At 25.8% G+C, this 20,708-nt stretch carries 22 protein-coding genes; 1 reads left to right on the forward strand and 21 read right to left on the reverse strand.

The window, feature by feature from the left end; genetic code table 11:
• Positions 1–3: 3 nt before the first annotated feature.
• The 10 genes from I4U89_RS09395 to I4U89_RS09440 form a co-directional block, all read right to left on the reverse strand.
• Entirely contained in the window at positions 4–318 is a 315-nt protein-coding gene (locus I4U89_RS09395; protein WP_195940124.1) for a hypothetical protein, read from the reverse strand.
• A gap of 26 nt (positions 319–344) precedes the next feature.
• On the reverse strand, positions 345–743 hold the full coding sequence (locus I4U89_RS09400; protein ID WP_092922693.1) for a YbaN family protein: 399 nt from the start codon (positions 741–743) through the stop codon (positions 345–347).
• A gap of 411 nt (positions 744–1,154) precedes the next feature.
• Positions 1,155–2,534: an MATE family efflux transporter gene (locus tag I4U89_RS09405; RefSeq protein WP_195940125.1), complete on the reverse strand. Its 1,380-nt coding sequence runs from the start codon at positions 2,532–2,534 to the stop codon at positions 1,155–1,157.
• Between the two features lie 80 nt (positions 2,535–2,614).
• Positions 2,615–3,058, reverse strand: a complete 444-nt coding sequence (locus I4U89_RS09410; RefSeq protein WP_195940126.1) for a MarR family winged helix-turn-helix transcriptional regulator — start codon at positions 3,056–3,058, stop codon at positions 2,615–2,617.
• 209 nt (positions 3,059–3,267) lie between these two features.
• Positions 3,268–3,699, reverse strand: a complete 432-nt coding sequence (locus tag I4U89_RS09415) for a peptide deformylase (RefSeq protein ID WP_330615555.1) — start codon at positions 3,697–3,699, stop codon at positions 3,268–3,270.
• A gap of 180 nt (positions 3,700–3,879) precedes the next feature.
• Positions 3,880–4,020: a hypothetical protein gene (locus tag I4U89_RS09420; RefSeq protein WP_195940128.1), complete on the reverse strand. Its 141-nt coding sequence runs from the start codon at positions 4,018–4,020 to the stop codon at positions 3,880–3,882.
• Positions 4,021–4,079: 59 nt separating this feature from the next.
• Positions 4,080–4,226, reverse strand: coding sequence for a hypothetical protein (locus I4U89_RS09425; RefSeq protein WP_195940129.1), 147 nt, complete (start codon positions 4,224–4,226; stop codon positions 4,080–4,082).
• Positions 4,227–4,500: 274 nt separating this feature from the next.
• Complete coding sequence (locus I4U89_RS09430; protein ID WP_195940130.1) at positions 4,501–4,986, reverse strand: hypothetical protein; 486 nt, start codon at positions 4,984–4,986, stop codon at positions 4,501–4,503.
• Positions 4,987–5,599: 613 nt separating this feature from the next.
• Positions 5,600–6,505, reverse strand: a complete 906-nt coding sequence (locus tag I4U89_RS09435; protein WP_195940131.1) for a metallophosphoesterase — start codon at positions 6,503–6,505, stop codon at positions 5,600–5,602.
• On the reverse strand, positions 6,492–7,448 hold the full coding sequence (locus tag I4U89_RS09440) for a DUF4474 domain-containing protein (RefSeq protein ID WP_195940132.1): 957 nt from the start codon (positions 7,446–7,448) through the stop codon (positions 6,492–6,494). Before I4U89_RS09440 ends, I4U89_RS09435 begins: the two co-directional genes overlap by 14 nt.
• Positions 7,449–8,249: 801 nt before the next feature.
• Here I4U89_RS09440 and I4U89_RS09445 point away from each other — a divergent pair.
• Entirely contained in the window at positions 8,250–8,399 is a 150-nt protein-coding gene (locus I4U89_RS09445) for a hypothetical protein (RefSeq protein ID WP_195940133.1), read from the forward strand.
• A 340-nt stretch (positions 8,400–8,739) separates the two neighbouring features.
• On the opposite strand, the gene I4U89_RS09450 is transcribed toward I4U89_RS09445, so the two are convergent.
• The 11 genes from I4U89_RS09450 to I4U89_RS09500 form a co-directional block, all read right to left on the reverse strand.
• Positions 8,740–9,882 carry an amidohydrolase gene (locus tag I4U89_RS09450; protein ID WP_330615551.1) on the reverse strand — a complete coding sequence of 381 codons (1,143 nt, stop codon included), beginning with the start codon at positions 9,880–9,882 and terminating at the stop codon, positions 8,740–8,742.
• 1,181 nt (positions 9,883–11,063) lie between these two features.
• On the reverse strand, positions 11,064–11,444 hold the full coding sequence (locus I4U89_RS09455) for a DUF1540 domain-containing protein (RefSeq protein WP_195940135.1): 381 nt from the start codon (positions 11,442–11,444) through the stop codon (positions 11,064–11,066).
• Positions 11,445–11,692: 248 nt separating this feature from the next.
• Entirely contained in the window at positions 11,693–12,565 is an 873-nt protein-coding gene (locus I4U89_RS09460; protein WP_195940136.1) for a sensor histidine kinase, read from the reverse strand.
• A 21-nt stretch (positions 12,566–12,586) separates the two neighbouring features.
• Complete coding sequence (locus I4U89_RS09465; RefSeq protein ID WP_195940137.1) at positions 12,587–13,276, reverse strand: ABC transporter permease subunit; 690 nt, start codon at positions 13,274–13,276, stop codon at positions 12,587–12,589.
• On the reverse strand, positions 13,269–14,192 hold the full coding sequence (locus I4U89_RS09470; protein ID WP_195940138.1) for an ATP-binding cassette domain-containing protein: 924 nt from the start codon (positions 14,190–14,192) through the stop codon (positions 13,269–13,271). Before I4U89_RS09470 ends, I4U89_RS09465 begins: the two co-directional genes overlap by 8 nt.
• 82 nt (positions 14,193–14,274) lie before the next feature.
• Positions 14,275–14,937, reverse strand: coding sequence for a response regulator transcription factor (locus I4U89_RS09475; RefSeq protein WP_195940139.1), 663 nt, complete (start codon positions 14,935–14,937; stop codon positions 14,275–14,277).
• 325 nt (positions 14,938–15,262) lie between these two features.
• Positions 15,263–17,188, reverse strand: a complete 1,926-nt coding sequence (locus I4U89_RS09480; RefSeq protein WP_207744163.1) for a sensor histidine kinase — start codon at positions 17,186–17,188, stop codon at positions 15,263–15,265.
• Complete coding sequence (locus I4U89_RS09485; protein ID WP_147546718.1) at positions 17,163–17,861, reverse strand: response regulator transcription factor; 699 nt, start codon at positions 17,859–17,861, stop codon at positions 17,163–17,165. Before I4U89_RS09485 ends, I4U89_RS09480 begins: the two co-directional genes overlap by 26 nt.
• Positions 17,862–18,294: 433 nt before the next feature.
• Positions 18,295–19,014, reverse strand: coding sequence for an MBL fold metallo-hydrolase (locus I4U89_RS09490; protein WP_195940141.1), 720 nt, complete (start codon positions 19,012–19,014; stop codon positions 18,295–18,297).
• A 116-nt stretch (positions 19,015–19,130) separates the two neighbouring features.
• Entirely contained in the window at positions 19,131–19,463 is a 333-nt protein-coding gene (locus I4U89_RS09495) for a CD3324 family protein (protein WP_330615552.1), read from the reverse strand.
• 292 nt (positions 19,464–19,755) lie between these two features.
• Positions 19,756–20,649, reverse strand: a complete 894-nt coding sequence (locus I4U89_RS09500) for a LysR family transcriptional regulator (RefSeq protein WP_195581484.1) — start codon at positions 20,647–20,649, stop codon at positions 19,756–19,758.
• Positions 20,650–20,708 lie beyond the last annotated feature (59 nt).

Raw genomic sequence — 20,708 nt, forward strand, 5'->3', positions numbered from 1 at the left:
ATATTAGTTGATTATATGATATGCAAGTGCAACTGCAAATCCTATAACTGATACTAGATGTAACCATTTATATTTTTTTCTGACTTTATTAGTCCCAGATAATATTATTAATAAACTAGCTATACCTACTGGTAATATTGTAACTTCCTTATCCTTAATATAATCTGTTATTGAATATACAATCATTGCTAATGATCCTAAACTTCCAGTTAAAATATGTAACTTTAGACTTAGTTTATTATTTATAAATTTTAAATACTTAAAAAAATATGTTATTATAGCTAATAAAAATAACATTGATCCTAATCTATGTAACATTCATATTTTCCTTTCTGCTTTTATCTTTATTGAGAATTTACTTTTAAATCATCTTGTTTTATTGTTTTTATTTTAAACATAAAGTAATAATATTTAAAACACGCTAAAGCTATTAAAAATAACCTGATATGTAAACTATCTAATATTATAATTGGAAATGCTAGCATTATATCTGCGAATAATAATATACCTATCTTTTGTTTCATAGTCATAGCTCTTTCATTTACAAAGCTTTCTAAATGTTTTTTGTAAATTTTTGTTGATTTAAGCCATCTATCAAACTTTTCAGAGCCCCTAACAAAACAATATGACGCTAATAATAAAAATGGAGTAGTCGGAAGTATTGGAAGTGCAACGCCTATCGCGCCTAACACAAATGATATTAATCCTACTGTTACATATATAAACTTTTTAATTTTACTCACTAACTTTTCCCCCTAATTTAATTTACTACAACAATTCTATCATTATTAATAATCAATATCAATAACATTTTAAAATCAAATAAAAATAATTATTAAATATTTTTTGAGAACTTATATAAAATCCATAATAAAAAATTCGCTTCGCTCAAGCCACTGCGTGGGCGCTACACTTCATGTCGCTCAAGTAGTTCGCCCACACGTGGCTCAAACGACTTCGTCCGTTGCTTGAGCGACGTGTCGGCGAAGCACTTCAAAATGCCTTTTTTACGCTCTACAAACTAATTGGTATTACTTAACTTCAATAATTATCTACAGTTTTTAAAGTATCATGATTTCCTTAAGCGTAAAAAAGCCTTATAACAGATGTTATAAGGCTTTTTAGATAGATTTAGATTATTAAAATTAAAGATTTTACTGTTCTTGTACTTGATAAGTTATATCTATTGGTGTCTCTTCTTTTGATAATTTCTTTGATAAAATTATAAAGTAAATTACACATAATATAATTTGCACAAATGTAGACATTGGTGTTGCAAGACCTACTTTAAATAATGATACTGGTAGTATTTTACTCATAATATATGATACTGGTATTCTTACTCCAAAGGCACCTATTATTCCTTGTATCATTACAAAAGTTGTTTTTCCACATCCATTAAAATAACCTACCATACAGAACATAATTGCAGTTAAAAGACAGTCTATTCCGTATGCTTTCATGTATTCCCAAGATGCTAAAACTACATCTTTATCCTTAGAGAACATTCCTGCAAGTAAGTTTCCATGGAAGAAGGTAATATAAAACATTACAACCCCACAACATAAAGAGGCTGAAATGGCATAAATAAGAACCTTTCTTGCTCTATAGTATTTTTTAGCTCCATAGTTTTGTGCAACAAACGCAGATACAGCTTGAGAAAAAGATGATGGTATAAGCATTATAAATCCAACAAGTTTTTCTGCAACACCAATTCCTGCTGATGGAATTATCCCCATTGAATTACCTATAATCATAATTACAAGGAAAGATAAATGTACAAGTCCATCTTGTAAAGCTATTGGAGTACCGTATTTAATTATCCTTGATGTTAAACCTTTGTGAAACTTTATACTTTGTCTAGAAAATTCAAAAGGAAGTCCACGCTTTTTTATAATTATTATAGATAGTATAACACTAATCGCCTGAGCCATTATAGTAGCTAGCGCTGCCCCCATAGCAGCCATTTTAAATATTCCAACAAATATTAAATCTCCTATAATATTTGTAACGCATGCAATTCCTACTGTAATAAGGGGAGTCTTTGAATCTCCTAATCCTCTAAATACTCCTCCTATAATATTATAAGCAACTATAAAAACAGAACCTGAAGCACAAACTTTTATATATATTACCGTGCTATCAAAAGCCTCTTTTGGAGCATGCATAAAAGTTGAAATAGGTGAAGCAAAGCTAACAATTAAAATAGTAATAACTATAGCTATAATAGCAAATATTGAAATACCACTCCCCACAACATTTCCAGCTTCCTTTGACTTTCCCTCTCCAAGTTTTTGACCTATTAATATGGTAAGGCCCATAGTTAATCCTGTAATTATTACAGTTATAGTCATCATTACTTGACTACCCGTTGAAACGGCAGACACATCTGCTGCATGGCCAAATTGCCCTACTATAAGTAAATCAACTGCTCCATACATTGTTTGTAAAAATAATGCAAGTAATATGGGTATTGCAAATTTTAATAAAGGGGAGAATATCTTCCCTTCTGTAAAGTTAGATACTTTTGACATATATCATCCTCCTATTTTTATTTATGTTTTGTGCAAAACAATATTTATATAAATATAACCGTTATTAAAATTCTAAACGGTTATTCTAGACTATTTCTTATTTTATCAAGTACATTTTGAAATACTTTTATTTCTTCTGGCGTTATATTTTCTGATAACTTATTCTCGATTGAATCGATTGCAGTAGAAATTTTTTCATAAAGTTTTATAGATTTTTGAGTTAAAATTATTTTTTTTAGACGTGCATCCTCTGTAACAGGTACTCTTTCTATTAAATCACTCTTTTCCATATTGTTCAGCATTAAACTAATAGATGAGCGTTTTAAATCAAATTCTCTTTCTAAATCTTTTTGGAATATTTCTTTATCTTTACCTTCATTAGAAATAAAATCTATTACATAAGCTTGTGATACAGTTAAATTATCATCAATTGCGCTAATTACAGAAGCATCCATCTTCCTTGAAATTATATGGTGGATTTTACTAATATCAAGGCCTAGTTTAAGCTTATTTTTATTTTTCATGGAAACACCTCCATACAAAATTTGTTTTGTACAAAACTATAGTAACTATTCTCGCTACTTATGTCAATAAAAACCTTTACTTTTATATTAATAATAAAATTTTAAAAATTACCACACAGATTAATGTGGTAATTTCAATACTTTAAAGATTATATCCTTCTGTAATTGTTGGATACGAATTGATGAAATAATACCCACAATATTATCTATTAGATTATTATCCCTTCGAAATGATCTACTTCATGCTGAATAATCTGTGCAGTAAATCCTGTAAATATTTGTTTATGCTTTTTAAAATTTACATCTAGATATTCTACTTCTATTGTTTCATATCTTGTTGTTTTTCTAAAACCATCTAAAGATAAACAACTTTCTTCAGCTTCATAAGGTTTCTCTTTTTTTATTATAACTGGATTTACCATAGGAACTATAATATTGCCTACAGTAAATACCAATATACGTTTTTTTACTCCTATCATATTAGCTGCCATGCCTACACAATGATCTAAATTTGCCCTTAATGTATCAATTAAATCATTAATAACTTCTACATCCTCTTTCGTTGCAAGTTCTGATTTTTGCTTTAAAAATGATATATCCTTTACAACTGTTCTTATCATTCTTGTTCCAACCTTTCTAATTTCTTTACTTAATTAATATCAGTTTATATTCTATACTTTTAAATTATACTCTAATAACTTCCAAATTTATCATTTTTAATTTATTTTCACTACTTAATATGTAACATATTTTCATTGTTGAGTTGTTTTTTATTAATCAATATCTTTGACTATGTCATTGTAGACTACATTTATATTATTTTACTTTAATAGTTCATCTAGGTTACCCCATATTTTTCGAGGTTTATTCTTTGAGTCTAGATATGTAAATTCTATATAACAGTTTTTGCTATTTACTTGTCTTATTGTATTTTTTATCTTATATGTTTTTTGTTTATGCATAGATATCCCCCTCTAGTAGATTTAAATTCTTATGTCTTTTATATCTATTTCTAGTGCATTTAGTTTTTATATATGGTTTCTGATCTTGCTATTCCGATTTGATTCATTACTCTTGATAATGTTGATTTTGCTAGTTTGGTTATTGAGTATCCTTTTGTTAGCATTTTTAGCTGTATTATCTCTGTGTTTATTTTGTATTTCATCATTTCCTCATATTTTGTTTCGTTTTGTTTTTTAAGATAATGGCAGCACTTAAAGTGCACATATCTAATATAAATAAGTGTATAAAATATGTTATATAAAAAGGCACCTTTACTTTATTGAAAGTAAAGATGCCTTTGATAATTTTTCCTAGATTATGATTATTTTATTAGTTTCTCACTATTTTTATTTATAAAATAATATAGTTAAATAAAAAATATTTATAAAGTTTATCAATGTGCTTTATAGAATTATAATTTACCCTCTTATTAGATTAATCTAAAATGCACATTCTATAAGGTTAATATTTCTATATTCTACAGCCATTGGTACAAATCTAATTCTACCGGCTTCACAAGCTATCCTAAATCCTTGAATACTTCTTCTATCAGCTCTATCTACTAGCATAAAGAAATTAGAAGGAGTAAAACCTCTCCTCATTACGATTCTAACTACTGCCATTCTCCTACAGTTGTTTATAGTAAATTGCCCACCACCAGGTGATATAAAAGGAGTAGGAGATTGCCCACCACCAGGTGATGTAAAAAACGGATTATTATCTATTTGTGCATAGGTATTACCATCGTCATATTCATCATAATCCTCATAATCCTCAAGAGACATAGGAGGTTCAAATAAGTTAGCAACTTCTACGTATTCACTTTTAATATCTGCATCAGGATATGCATTTTGTAACTCTCTAAGATATACAGCCATAAACTTGTAATAATTTTCCCAATAATCTTGCCAATAATTTCTGTCCATTGTTGATTCCCCTTTTTATGATATAAATATTGTTCTATATATTATATGTAAATATTAGACAATGGTTCTTATTTATGCTATATAATTTACTTTAAAAATTCCATATATACGATTTACTTATAATCTAACAATAAAAAATAGATAAAATTAAAAAATATGTATAATAAAAAAACTATATTTGGATATCTATATAGATTATGCGTCCAATCATTAAAGGATTATTTAAAACATTAACTAAAATATTAATATCTTATATGTTTTATATTTACCATTCTTATATCATAATACTTTTTTTAATATAAAAATTGAAAGTAGTGCCTTAGTCACTTTAAATTTATCAACTCCTATCAATGTACTGTTTCTGTGAATAATTGATACTTTTTATCTGTATTTTTAATTGCATCCAATCCATAGATATTAATTACTTCAAGTTTTCCATAGTAAATAATGTTTTAATATATATCTTCATTATTTCTACATAATACATTTTCTCGTTTATTTATTATTTAATGTATATTTGAAACCAGAAATCTAAATCAAGTTATATCTCTAATACTAAGAAAGCTGACCCCTTATCAATATAGGAATCAGCTTTTAAATACTTAAAAACTTTCTATTTTATACTTTTTGCAAAATAATCTTCTAATTTTACTGGCCCTTGTAAAATTTCTTTTCCTACATACATACTGCTATCTTCTCTTGTCATAACACTCCACTTCACTAAACTAATACAACCACACTCAATCTCTATAGCTGTAATGGCTGTTGGATGTATACAACTTCCTGAATTAAAATACATAGCTTCACCTAAGTTAGCAAAACTAGGTCTATGAGTATGACCTGTAATTAACATTATGTTATTCTCTTTTGACCATATCATCATTTGTCGTTCTATTCTATTTTTCTTTTTATAATTCTTAGCTGCTCTTGTAGGATCATTAAATCCCCATATCTCTAGCGACCTCCAGATATAACGAACTAAAAATCTACCTAGCTTCCATAGTTTATCATTAATCAAATCTCCTTGATGACCATGTACAAGAAATATTCTGTGTTGATTATTATCTTCATCTTCCAGAGTTATTCCTTCATATGCTTTTATATAATTGAATAATGAAAAAACCTTTTTTCTTATTCCGCAATAATATCCTTTATAATGGCACTCTAAAAATTCTGTATCACTTTTTTGCATATCATGATTACCATAAATCATATACATTCTGTTTGACTCATAAAATTTAGATAATAATTCAAATGTACTACTGTGTACTTCAATGATTTGTTCCATACATCTATTTTCCCAAAGCTCATCTCCATCACCTAATTCAATATAAGTAAATCCTTTTTTATAGTAATCATTAAGTGCAGCTAAAAATAGATATTGATTTTTTAGAAAATTATCTCCTGAATTACCGCTACCTCTATGACAATCACTCATTATAACAAGTTTTGAAGAATAATCATAAGGAATAACTTTAGAATTTTCATAGACTTTGACTAAGCGTTTATAAGTGCTCATTACTTCTCATCTCATTCCCATTTATATAAGATGAAATTACTTTATAAGATTTTTGTAATTTTTTCATTCTGTTTTTACCTGCAATTAATTTAAATAAATTAGGATAGTATAATCGTAAAAAGTCAATTTTATCTATTGTACGTACAAAATCTTTAGTAATTGAATTGTATATCTTACAATAAGTTTTATTCATAAATTGAATAAATGGGATTATCAATTTATAACGATTATATGGTTGATCTGATTTAGGTTTATTAAAATTAAAATAAATTATATTCTTAATTATTTTAATTTCGTCTTCTTTATAACCCACTCTTTTTAATCCACCAAGAAATGCATCTTTCATAATTGAATTTGGGAAAATTATTCTAATTTCCATTGATAAGTTATTAGGATTAGAAAATACACCTACATCAAAACCTGTTAGCCACCAATGGTAATCTTGTCTTTTAAATAATTCTTTTTCACTTATTTTAAGCTTAAAATCCATATTTAAAAGTTCTTCATCTGATACTGCTTCGAAAAAAGGTCCTGAAAAAATACCTGGTATATTAATATCTTCCATTTCGGTTACATATATACCAATTTCACCACCAGTATTCATTCCATACTGACCTTTCCAAATTTCAATAAGCCATCTTCTATTGTCGTATTCAAAATAAATAGGTTCACTATCAATAATCATATTTAAGGCAGGTGCTGCTTCATCATAAAACCTACAATATCCTACACCTCTTTGCCAAGGATTCATATTTGAACATATAATATCATTAGTTTCATCATATACAAAACCATATAGCTCTAGTGCATTATTAATATCTTTAATTTTTTCTTCATCACTTCTTTCTAACACATTATTAATAGCTTGTTTTCTTTGTATTATCCATCTATATAATAGTAAGGAAAGTATAATTATAATAACTATAATCCATTTTAGCTCCATATACTCAACCTCCTTATACAATATGTTTCATATTATTATATTTCTACATATCATTTTTTGTTACATTTTAAATTTTTTTATAATAAAAAATCCCTAACCCAATAAAAATATTTTTAATTATAATCATAATAAAGTTCCTATATTTATAGTTAATATGTATTATCTAAGATATAAAGAAATGAGAAAAACAGATAGGTTCCATCTAAAAAATAATTGTATTTGTTGTAGCATTTGTACAAAAAATGTCCTGTTAAGGTTATAAAAAATCATAATATGAAACCCATTTAGGCAAAAGGTAAATGTATTATGTATATAGGATGAATTACCAATATCCAAAATTTTCAATTCAATTTTGCAAAATACTAAAAACATATCTAGTTTATTGATCACGAAAAACGTTTTGATTTTTTAACCAGTACGTTTTTTGTAGAGTTTAATGTTAAAGATAAATCGAAAGTATAATACTACGATTATTCATATAATTTTTTATAAAAGTAATAGTTCCTAAAAATTATACAGCCTCACTATTTTCATAGCGCTAAAATTCCACTTTCAGAATAAACATATATCATAGTTTTATTTCTATTTGGTATTTTGGAAATTCATAATAAATAGGAAAACTATCTTAATACTGTCCTCATTTTCATGTAGTTTCTTCTCTTCATGTAATATGATAATTAACTTCCATATTATATGCAAATTAATTAAACCAACTCTACGCACTAATAATAAAAAACTATTTTTAGCGAATGTATATTACAATACATTTCTGCAAATAATAGTTCTGAGGAGGTGATATTAATGATAAAGTCAAACAACAACAACAATAATAACAACAACAACAATAACTGCAATAATAAAAACAACAACAACAATAACAACAACAATAATAGAAATAACAATAACGACAATAATAATAACAACAACAATAATAGAAACAACAATAGATAGTTTGATGGACAAAAATTACATAAAAGTTAGTAGAGCAACTTCTATGTAATTAATAAAGTGATAGCAAAGTCATTATAAAATTGATTTTGTTATCGCTTTATTATAAAAATTATAAGAAAATCTTAATTATTGTTCTATTTAATAAATTATTCAAACCAATCCTTTCTACCACAAAGTTTAACTAGTTCAAACTCATCAAATAAATTTCCCAAGTTCTTACTTAAAATCTTAGTCAAAATTAATATAATTTTTATTTGATATAACATCTACTATTAATAATTCATATAAAAAAGCAGATAGCTTGTTATATAAAACTATCTACCATTCTTATTTTTAATAGCTAATTATTTATATCTTTTGCTTCATAAACTATTTCACCATCAATTATGGTATACATTGTTTTTGTAAATACCTCCATTGGATTCCCATCAAAAATTGCAATATCAGCATCTTTTCCTATTTCAATACTTCCGACTTTATCTGATACATTACATATTTCTGCCGCATTTATTGTAATTGCTTTAAGTCCCTCTTCTATTCCTAGTCCTTCTCTTGCTGCAAATCCAGCACAAATAGGTAAATCTTGTATTCTTGTAACTGGATGATCAGTAGTGATAGCTACTTTCACACCAGCTTTGTGTAATATACCAGCCGTTTTAAAATCTGCATTTTGAGTCTCTATCTTATTTCTTATTGCTAGTGAAGGTCCAACTATTGCCGGAAATCCAGATGCCTTAATCTCTTCTGAAATTAAATGTCCTTCTGTACAATGATCTAAAGTTAATTTTAAATTAAACTCTTTAGCTATACGGATTGCTGTTAAAATATCATCTGCTCTATGTACATGTGCCTTTAAAGGAATCTCTCGGTTAATTACAGGTAACCAACATTCTTTCCTAAATACCTCATCAAAGCTTTCACCATTTTTCATAGCATTTTTTTTGTTTTGATTATATTTCTGAGCTTCAAATAATTCTTCACGTAAAAGTGCAGCTATTGACATACGAGTTGATGGCATCATATTTTTTTGATTATAATTTGTTTTTATATTTTCTCCAAATGCCACCTTCATTGCTGCTGGTTCAAGGACAGCCATGTTATCTATCGTTCTGCCATGAGTTTTTATAAAAACAAACTGTCCTCCTACTACATTTGAGCTTCCAGGTCCTACCATGACGCCTGTAATACCAGAAGTCAAAGCATTATGAAAAGCTGAATCCATAACATTAATACCATCTAAAGCCCTAAGATATGGTGTAATTGATTCATTTATTTCATTGCAGTCATTGCCTTCAAAGCCTTTCCTTTCTTCTTGAATCCCAATATGGCAATGAGCTTCTATTATGCCTGGCATAACCCAACAATTTTCTGCATCAATTATCTTACAGTCCTTATTACTATTTATATTAATATTTTCTCCAATTTCCACAATCTTTTTATCTTTTATTAAAATAGATCCACGATTATAATTTTTATCAGACATGGTTATTATTTTCCCATTTTTTATTAATAACATAACCTTTATTCTCCTTTATAAACTAGCTTGTTATATTCGAAGCTAATATTACTTCTGAATCGTATATGTAGTAACTAGAATATTTTTTATTATCAAAATATTTATTTTATTTGTATTAATCATACTAGTTATATATAAAAATTTTATTTTGAATACTATAATAATCAAATATAGTACCCAATATAATTTATCTTTTATTTTAAAATATAGATAAAAATAGTAAATATATCTTGTTATATACTACTTTATAATAAAATATAAAAATGGCTCCGTTAAGATGACTTAAACCTCTAACCTATTGGTTAACATCCGATCGCCCCATCATTAAGCTATTACGGAGTATAACTATGTAATATATTATTCACAATCCTTAAATTTATATACGTGTCTATTTATTAATTTTTAGTTCATGTATTGAGTTTATCTGAAGTAATAATAAAAGTTAAAAACAATGGTCAAACCCCTAATCTCAAAGATTTTTCATTACATCACTTTGATTTTTTTATAAAAAGTATAATAATACAGCTTTAGGGGCAGAAATACTTGCAAATATATTAAGGTGACAAATCTTTTACCATCAGTATTTATTTTAATTTTATTTAGTATTCCTTTACAATAAGCTATTTTCACAAACCACACTCTCTTACTTGTGATATAGTTCACTGTTATTTATTATAAATTATTGATTTAACTATTATATAAATCCTATATTTCTCTAATTTATATGTAATAAAAAAGGAATTGCTAGATTATAAACTCTAGCAATTCCAATTGGTTTGACGATAAAAATTATGTAATTGATAGAAATGATTCTTCACAATCATACCTACGATTAATTCATCCAATAATTCTTGATAAATATATTATAAAAATAACTATATAAGTATTAATATCATTTATATATAGTTATTTTCGAATTTTATGTATATTAGCTTGTGATATATTAAAATCTAGAACTATTTATTTTCTAAATTATTATTTTTTCTAATTAAATCATATATATAAACAACTAAGGATGATAAAATTATCATTTTATCTATATATAGTTAAAAACATTACAATATATGTATCTCTTAAGGTAAACTTATTTAAACAATTATTAAAATCCACTTCTATCAATATTTTTAAGAAACGTATTTTTTATGGTATTAAACATGTTCTTCATAATTAAAAGAATCACAATGTGCATTGTCTGCATCTATTTCAACATATTCTGCATGACATTCTTTATTTTCATTATATATACAATTATGAGCCTCACATTTTATATCACATGGTTTTGTAATCGAATCACCTGTACTATTTACAAAACTGCTATTAGAACTATTAAAAAATGATTCTTTTTCATTAGGACTTCCAGCTAGACTATTTACAAAACTAGTACTATCTCTATCTACAAAACTTGTACAACTAGTCCCTTCAATCGATACTGCACCAAGTCCACTTACATGTATAGCACCTGCCTTACAATCATAATCTATGTTATGCATACAATCAGTTGCATTACATTTTAAATCGCCTCTTTGCATTTTGTTTTCCTCCTTAATAAATATCTATTTTATTATTTCCAAAATGCAAAATATAATTCGATTCGATGTTTCTAATTTTATATATTGTATTTTAATTTTAGTAACTTTTAAACATATTAAAAATACTTATATTCAATAGATATGAGTATTCGTTAATTTCAATAATATAAATAATTTTTTATAATAATACATATTATTAAATCATTCAATAATTCTTTATAAATATCAAATAACTTATATAATTATCATTATAAATACCTAAATAAAATACTTATACTTAATATGTCATCACTTAAACTAACTTCATAAACTTCTCCATCAATCTTATCAAGTAATACTTTTACAATAAATAGCCCCAAGCCACTTCCACTGCGATTTCGAGATTTATCTACAGTATAAAATCTATCAAATAAATATTTCAAATCATCTTGAGTTAAATCCGAAACACTATTTCTAATCTTAAAAATAACATACTCGTCAAACTCTTTAAGTTCAATAGAAATATAACCCGTTGAATACTTTATTGCATTAGAAACTAAGTTTTGAATAATTCTTGAACAAACCACTTCTCCACCTTGGATTTCTATTGATTTAGAAGGAAGTTTATTATCAATTTCTATTTCTTTATTTTTAATCAAGGCATAATTAGAAATAACAGTCTCCATAATTATTTCTACTATATCAATAGCTTTTATATCTATTTGGTAACTATCATTATCAAAAATAGAAAGCTCATAAAAATTATTAATTAAATTATTTAGTTCTTCTGATTTTTTAGAAAGAATACCAATATACATATTTCTTTCTTTTTCAGTACAATTTTCAAGAAGTGTAATATACCCTCTAATAGCTGTAAGTGGTGTTCTTAAATCATGTGAAATATTAGAAATAGATTGTTTTAGCTTTTCTTCTCTGTTTCTTATATTTATCTCTAGTTGTTTTTGTTCTTGCAAAACAATATTAAAAGATTCCGCTATTTTTTCTACATCTTTATCATTTAATATTATATTTATCCGTTCTTTTTTATTAAGTTGAATCTTAATTTTTCTTAGTTGTTTTTTTATAGATATGAAACGGATTACGATATATGTAAATCCTATAATTAATAAAATTGTTATCATATCATAATCCATCCTTTCATATTAAATATCTTGTTTGTTAAAACAATAATTGGAAATTAAATATAAAATACCTGTACCTAATACAAAACTTATTGCAAAGATAAGTGGCATCATTCCTAAAGAATAATCTTTATTTGCAACATAATAAGTAATAGCGTCCCAAGGTAGCTGAGTTAGCGCTAATGTCAATCCTACAATTCCTCCACATAAGGCAATTGATACACTTGAGTTTTTTACAAGTATACAAATAAAAAATGAAACTGAAGAAATGCATATATTAAAAAATATACCAATTACTACATATATAATTAAAAAATATAACTCACTGATATTAAATACTTGTCCCCATCCGTAAAATAACCCATATATACTTCCTATAAATATATAGTTTGCAAGTAAAATAATCACACAACCAATCAGATAACACAAATACTTGCTAAAAAAAACTTTACTTCTCTCATGTCCTGATGTTAGTGTGTGATTAATAGTTTTTGATACCAAATCTTTTCCTACGTATGTAGCTGCAAACAAACTACAAGCTATTATTCCAATTATTTCTCTACTTGGATGGACTAATGCACCTTTCGCACCAACTTCTACTGACCCGTAGTAAGTATTTATTATAGCTAGTATTAATAGTCCTATCAAACATATTATAAGTTCTTTACTGTATTTTAATTTATATATTTCTGCTTTTAAAATATTATACATTAGCCCCACCTCCAATTATTTTTGTAAAATATGATTCTAAACTATCTCCTTTAATACTAATCTCTTCGACTAAGACTTTGTTTAATATTAAAGTTGAATTGATTTTTGAACATTCATCAAGGTGGCTATATATTTTTATAATATTGTTGTTACAAACAATAAAATCATTTATACCTAGTTCTTTCTCTAAAATAATAGATGCAATCTTACTATCTGAAATATTTAGATATATATGCTTTTTACATCTTTCATCTAATTCCTTAGACGATATCTCTTCTATTAACTTTCCTTTGTGCATAATTCCATAACATGTTGATAACTTGTATAGTTCACTAAGAGTATGACTAGATAAAACTATTGTAATTCCCTTTTCTAAGTTTAATTTTATTAACAGTTGCCTTAATTCTAAAATTCCTGTAGGATCTAGTCCATTTAAAGGCTCATCTAAAATTAATAATTCTGGCTCATCTAACAATGCCATAGCTAATGCTAATCTTTGTTTCATTCCTAGAGAAAAGTTTTTTACCTTCTTTTTATCATTAATATCTAGGTTTACAAGTTTTAATACCCTCTCAATATCGTATGTTCCAGGTATTCCTTTTTGCATACGTATTACTTCTAGGTTTTGTCTTGCTGTCATGTCCATATACAGTGCTGGATTTTCAATTGTATATCCAATATTTTTTTGCAATTTGCACAATTGATTTTTATCAGTTGCTCCAAATAGCTTTACTTTTCCTTCTGTTTGGTTTATTAACTGAGCAATTATTTTTATTAATGTAGTCTTACCTGCTCCATTTTCGCCTATAAGACCATAAATGTCCCCTCTTTTAATGTTGATATTTACGTTATCAAGTACTGTATTATCTTTATATTTTTTTGATAAGTGTACTGTTTGGCAAATTATCTCTGACATATTTATCATCTCCTCTGCCTTATATGATATATTTTAAAATATAAGAATTTCTAAACTAAATTCTAAAGAAATTCTAAAATAATCACTTTAGCTTATATCCCATTTTCCAAACAGTTTCGATTAATTCACTATCAATCTTCTTTCTTATATTACTTATATGAGTGTTTATCGTGTCATCATCATATGCATATGAGTCTTTCCACACTGTTTCGTATATATTTTTCTTAGAAAATACTTTATTTGGATACTTTATAAATAAGTATAAAATCTCAAACTCCTTAGATGTAAGTTTGACAATATTGTTATCAACAAAGACTTCCTTTAAATCATAGTTTAGTGTTATGTTTTTGTATTTATAAAGTTTTTGTTGACTTGTAAGTTTTAAGTAGCGTCTTAAATTTGTTTCGATTCTTGCTAGAAGTTCTGATAAATCAAATGGCTTGACTACATAATCATCCACCCCTATTTTAAATAAATCAACTTTAAACTGTATATTTTCTTTTGCTGATACTACTATTATTGGAATATCCGAAAATTCCCTCACTTCTCTTAAAATCTCATCACCACTTTTATATGGCAACATAACATCTAAGATAATTAAGTCAGGTTCCTTTTCTATCGCATATTTAATCCCTTTTATTCCATCTTTAGCTATATGCGTTTCATATCCATTTTTACCAAGATAATCTGCAATCATATTAGATATTTCATTATCGTCCTCTATAATTAAAATTCGATTCTTCATGTCATCTCCCCTATACAACATAAGTATTATTTATAATTTTATCAATAAAATCATTTTAGTCTAACACAAAGCTATTATAGCATATTCCATTAATTATTTTGTAAATGTGTATATTATTAGTTCTAGTATAAATGTAATATTATTTTCCATAAAAAAAGATATTGGCTAAATATCCAATACCTTTTCGTGGATTTAATTGGTGGAAGTGATTCACAAAAATCATATCCACCATTAATTTTTATTCAAACATTTATAATTAAGTAAAAGTATATAAATTTTTAAATTACTTTGATTCTATATTAATTAACATACTTTAAGATTTTATTTAAGATAAATTAAGCTCTATATTAACAATAAATAAATCACCTATAATATCTACTTTTAAGTTTCCACCTTGAGCTTCTACAAATCCTTTAGCTATCGCAAGTCCAAGTCCAGAACCTTCTGTATTTCTTGATAAATCTCCTCTTGTAAACCTTTCAGTTATTTCATCAGGATTAAAGTTAAGCTGATACTTAGATATATTCTTAAAACTTATGTATACCTTATCATTTTTTTCTTCTAAATCAATATATACTCTAGTTCCCTCTAAAGAATATTTTATTATGTTAGAAATTATATTTTCAAATACTCTAAAAGTCTTTTTACCATCAGCTAATATGTATACTTCATGCTCAGGTATATTCACTATAAAGTCTAGTTTAGATTCATCTATATATTCTTCCATTTCTACTAGCGTTTGTGTAAGCAACTGATTTATATCTGTTTCTTCTATGTCTAATTCTATATTGTTACTTCCAATCTTAGATGCTTCGAATAAGTCCTCAATTAAAACTTTTAATCTTTGGGATCTTTTATCTAATACTTGTACATAATCTTTTATGTGTTCTGGCTGAATATCTTCCTTCTTCATTAAACTTATGTAGTTAATCATAGCTGTAAGAGGCGTTTTTAAATCGTGAGATACATTTGTAATAAGCTCATTTTTCATTCTCTCACTTTTTAATCTTTCTTCTACCGCTATATTTATAGTTTCACCCATCTCATTTATATCGCATACTATATCATTAAATAATGAATCTTTCTTTATTTCTATTTTGTATTCTATATTTCCATTTTTTATTTCTGAAATTCCAGTTCTTATCTTTTCAATCTTTTTTACTTTATCTATTATAATTAAAATTGACACTATACATAAAGCTATACATAAAGGCGGAATAATATAAATCATAAATTCATATGCAATATAATTAATGTCATATGTAAAAGTTGCAACAATTTGCATTATTAATAACGCTATAAATATCCATATATACTTTGCTATAGTATAAATTGTAGTATTTCTTCTTTTTAGTTCATACAATTTTTTACTTATTAATGTATCAGAAAAGACTTCTTTTTCACCTTTATCTCCTAGTAATATTTTACTTGAATAATATACAATATAAAGCAAGGCTGTATTAATAATAGGGTATAAAATACTCCATCCATATACTTTAGATTGTAATATTGACAATATTAAAGCTAATACAATTAATAATATAGTTTTTAGTATATTGTTAAACATAATTTTTTTGCTTTGTTCTTTATTCTTTAATATATATAAAACTAAATATGCTACTACTATTATTGCTGCTATTATTTTAGAACCTATAAAAATATTTGCATCTCTAACATTTCTAGTAAATTGTATATACCTCACATATAAAGGTTCACTATCATTAGTATTTTTATATGCCGATATATCATAAGTAGGAGGTATAGCTATATATGTGGTAACATCTTCTTTCCTTGTTTGTGCTAAATTACCAAATTCATTTGTCGATACTCTAACTTTTCCCTCATTTGATAGCTTATACATAATATTTTGTTTAAAGTTAATCTCATATATCTCTGCATAGTCTTCTACAGCTTTCATATATTTATCAAATTCAAAAATATTATTTGAATATATTTCCTTACTATTATTATTTATAACAAATATCTGAGTACAAGTATGATTAGAAATAATTTTTCGACTTTCATTTCTATAATCAAGCATTTTTTCACTTGCACTATCTCCAACTACTGTATATACAGAGTTTGTTGCTATTTCATATAAAGCAGATTCTAATTCATGACTATTATAAAAGTCTTTATTTAAGTAATCTATATGAAAATATATATTTTGAATATTAAAGCTAATTATACTTATACAAAAACATATAACTAAAGCTACTAAGTTTTTACTCCTTATCAATTTTATATCCAACACCCCACACCACCTTTATATATTTTGGATCTTTAGGATTTATCTCTATTTTTTCTCTTATCCTTCTTATATGTACCGCTACTGTTCTATCACAGTTGTATCCTGGTTCTTTCCATATACTTTCATATAATTGCCTAGATGAAAATACTCTTCCTTGATTTTTTAGTAGCATTTCTAATATTTTATATTCTATTGGAGTCAACTTTACTATTTCCCCATCTACTGTAACTTCTTTACTAGCATTATCAAGAACTAATGCTCCATTTTTTAATTCTTCTAAATTTTCTTGTTTAAAGTTTCCTAGTGTAATGTAACGTCTCAAGTTAGACTTTACCCTCGCTACTAATTCTAATGGATTGAATGGTTTTGTTATATAATCATCTGCTCCCATGTTAAGCCCTATTATTTTATCTGTATCTTGAGTTTTTGCCGATACTAATATAATTGGTATGTTTTTTTGTTCTCTAATTTTTAATGTTGCACTTAATCCATCCATTTTTGGCATCATAATATCCATTAGAATTAGGTGGATTTCTTTTTCAACTAATATTTCTAATGCTTCTATTCCATCATAAGCCTTGTATACTTTTAACCCTTCATTTTTTAAATGTATTTCCATAGACTCAACTATGTCTTTATCATCATCAACTAATAATATATTCCCCTTTATCATTATCCTCACCTCGCTTTTCATTTTACCATGTTTATACTTTTAGTAATAATTTTATTGTGTTTATAGATAATAGTATAAGAACTATTTTTTAAGATTAAGTCAATGATTTATTAAGATTTTATTAAGATTTATACTACCTTTTGTAAGCTATACAATTGTAGTTAAATAAAAAACACATCAACAAAATTGTTGATGTGCTTTTGTGGATTTCAATGGTGGAGACAATTCTCAAAAATCATATCCACGATTATTTATTTTCATATATTTTCAACTTAACTGTGAATTTATATTATACATTATGTTATAATCTCAAATAGACTATACTCTACGGTTAAATAGATTGTAGTCTATTTTTAATTTCTTTTTAATAATATTCTTATAACTAATTTTATATTTATTTAAACTAATTTTATTAGTTCTTTATCACTAATAACTAAATTTTCTCAAGTGAATTATTTATCTCCGATTGATATATTCCTCCATGATAACATATGACTTTATCAATATCATAATTTAGTAATTTATTTATAGATTTTTTAGCCTCTCTCATATCTAATGTATACTGCAGATTTGCAATGGCTAGTTTTTCATCCTCTATTACTAAAGCATCTCCGGCTATCAATGTTATACTTTCCTTTATATAAATTGATATGTGCCCTGGCATATGACCTGGCGTTTCAATTATCTCTATACCACCACACCATTCAAATGTATCACCATCATTTAAGGTTATATCTATATCAACATTATCTATTGATTCTAATAATTTATGAAAATTAAGTGCTTCCTCTTTTCGCTCTTCTGGCAAATTATCATATATTGACTCTGCTTGTTGAAGTCTTAAAGACTTTTCTTTTCCACTAATATATTTTTCATCTTTTAATGAAGCTAATACCTGGATATTTTGATACTTTGATTTTAAATCAGCTACTGATCCCATATGATCAAAATCATGATGAGTTATGATTAACTTTGTCAAATTACTTAAATCTATATTATTTTTAGTTGCACATTCTTCTATTAATGTTAAAAAATTAGGATATCCACAATCAATTAAAATCATTTCTTTATCATCACTTAATATAACTGGATATATTGTATCTATCATTCCATTAAATTCAAAACTAACTTCTAATACATTTAATTTATTCATCTTACTCCTTCCATAATTAATAATCTTTTCTCTATAGATCATAATTATATCACTAAATATTTAAAGTAATATGTTCATAAACTACTCTGTATTATTCTTGATTATAAATAAAATACTTATTCTTTAATTTTTTGTTGTCTTATTATTCTTCTTATACTATTTTCAGTTAAGTAGTATTGATTTATTAATTCTTTAATCTCTATTCCTTTTTGATATTTATTAAAAATTTCTTTATTCCTTTCAGTTAGCTCTTTTTTTAATCCACTTTTTTCTCCCCAAGACTTTTTATTATCACTCTTAGTTGGAATATATAAATATTCTCCATCTACATATTCTTGAAGTAGTTCAATTATATGCTTAGGTAATATATCTTGTGCTTTTTTATATTTCATCATCTTCGCTCCTATACTATTTTTCAATTCTATAAATAGTTGTTGCAATGACTGCACAAAACATATAAGCCCTATATTTGATTAAGGCTCCAAACAACACTTTGCTATAATGTTTTACAGTCTTTACTTGGAGCCTAATTCTATAATCATTTTTGATTTATTAAACATTTGAACACTTCCTTTCTTAATTTATATTAGCATAAAATTAAAAACCATATTGACTATTTTATCAATATGGTTTTCGTGGATTTAAATGGTGGAAACGAATCACAAGAATAATACCCATGATTATTATGTAATAAATTGTAGTAAAATAATTAATATGTCAATTATAGTTTTTCATATATGATTATTTATTATTTAAAATATCTGTTTTTTCACAAAATTTCATAAAACATTCTATAGGTTTAGAAATATACTTATCTTTGTGTATAGCACTATATAAAGATCTATTAATCTTATGATCTTTTATCCTATATACATTTATTGATTTTGAATTTTCTTCAGATAAAACAGACATATAAGGTACACAACTTACTCCTATATTTAATTTAACATAATTTAAAATAGCCTCTAAATTACTTAATTCTATATATGAATTAAATTTAATATCATTATTTTCTAAAAAACCTTCAAATCGTTCTCTTGTTCCACTGCCATCTTCCCTTATAATAAATTTATTATTTTTTAAATCCTCTATGTCTAAGTATTTTTTTCCATTCCATTCATGATTTATTGAACTTATAAATACAAGCTCATCTGTCCATATATCTTTTAATATTATCTCTTTTGAATTTACTGTGCCTTCTATAAATGCAATGTCTACTTTATTATTCAATATAAGTTCTTCTATATTATGCTTATTATCTATAATCATAGATATTTCAATATCTTTTTCTTTTTTATTAAATTTATGTATTATATAGGGCATTATATATGTACCTATAGTTGTACTTGCACCAATAACTAATTTTCCTTTATTAGATTTAGATGAACGTACTACATTTATCCCCTCTTCATAAATATTTAATATTCTCCTTGTATATTCATAAAAAATTTTACCTTCATGTGTCAAGTACAGTTTTTTACCTATTCTATCAAACAATTTTGTATCAATTTCTGACTCAATTTCAGATATACATTGACTTATTGATGGTTGACTAATATACATATCCTTTGCTACTTGACTCATATTTAAACACTTAGCTGTTTTATAAAAAATCTCTAATTTTCTAATATTCATAAGTATATCCTCCTCATATCTATATTACTATATCTAGCAAAAAGAGGTGAAAATAAAGT

Source organism: Romboutsia sp. 1001713B170131_170501_G6 (genome assembly GCF_015668195.1).
GTDB lineage: Bacteria > Bacillota > Clostridia > Peptostreptococcales > Peptostreptococcaceae > Romboutsia_C.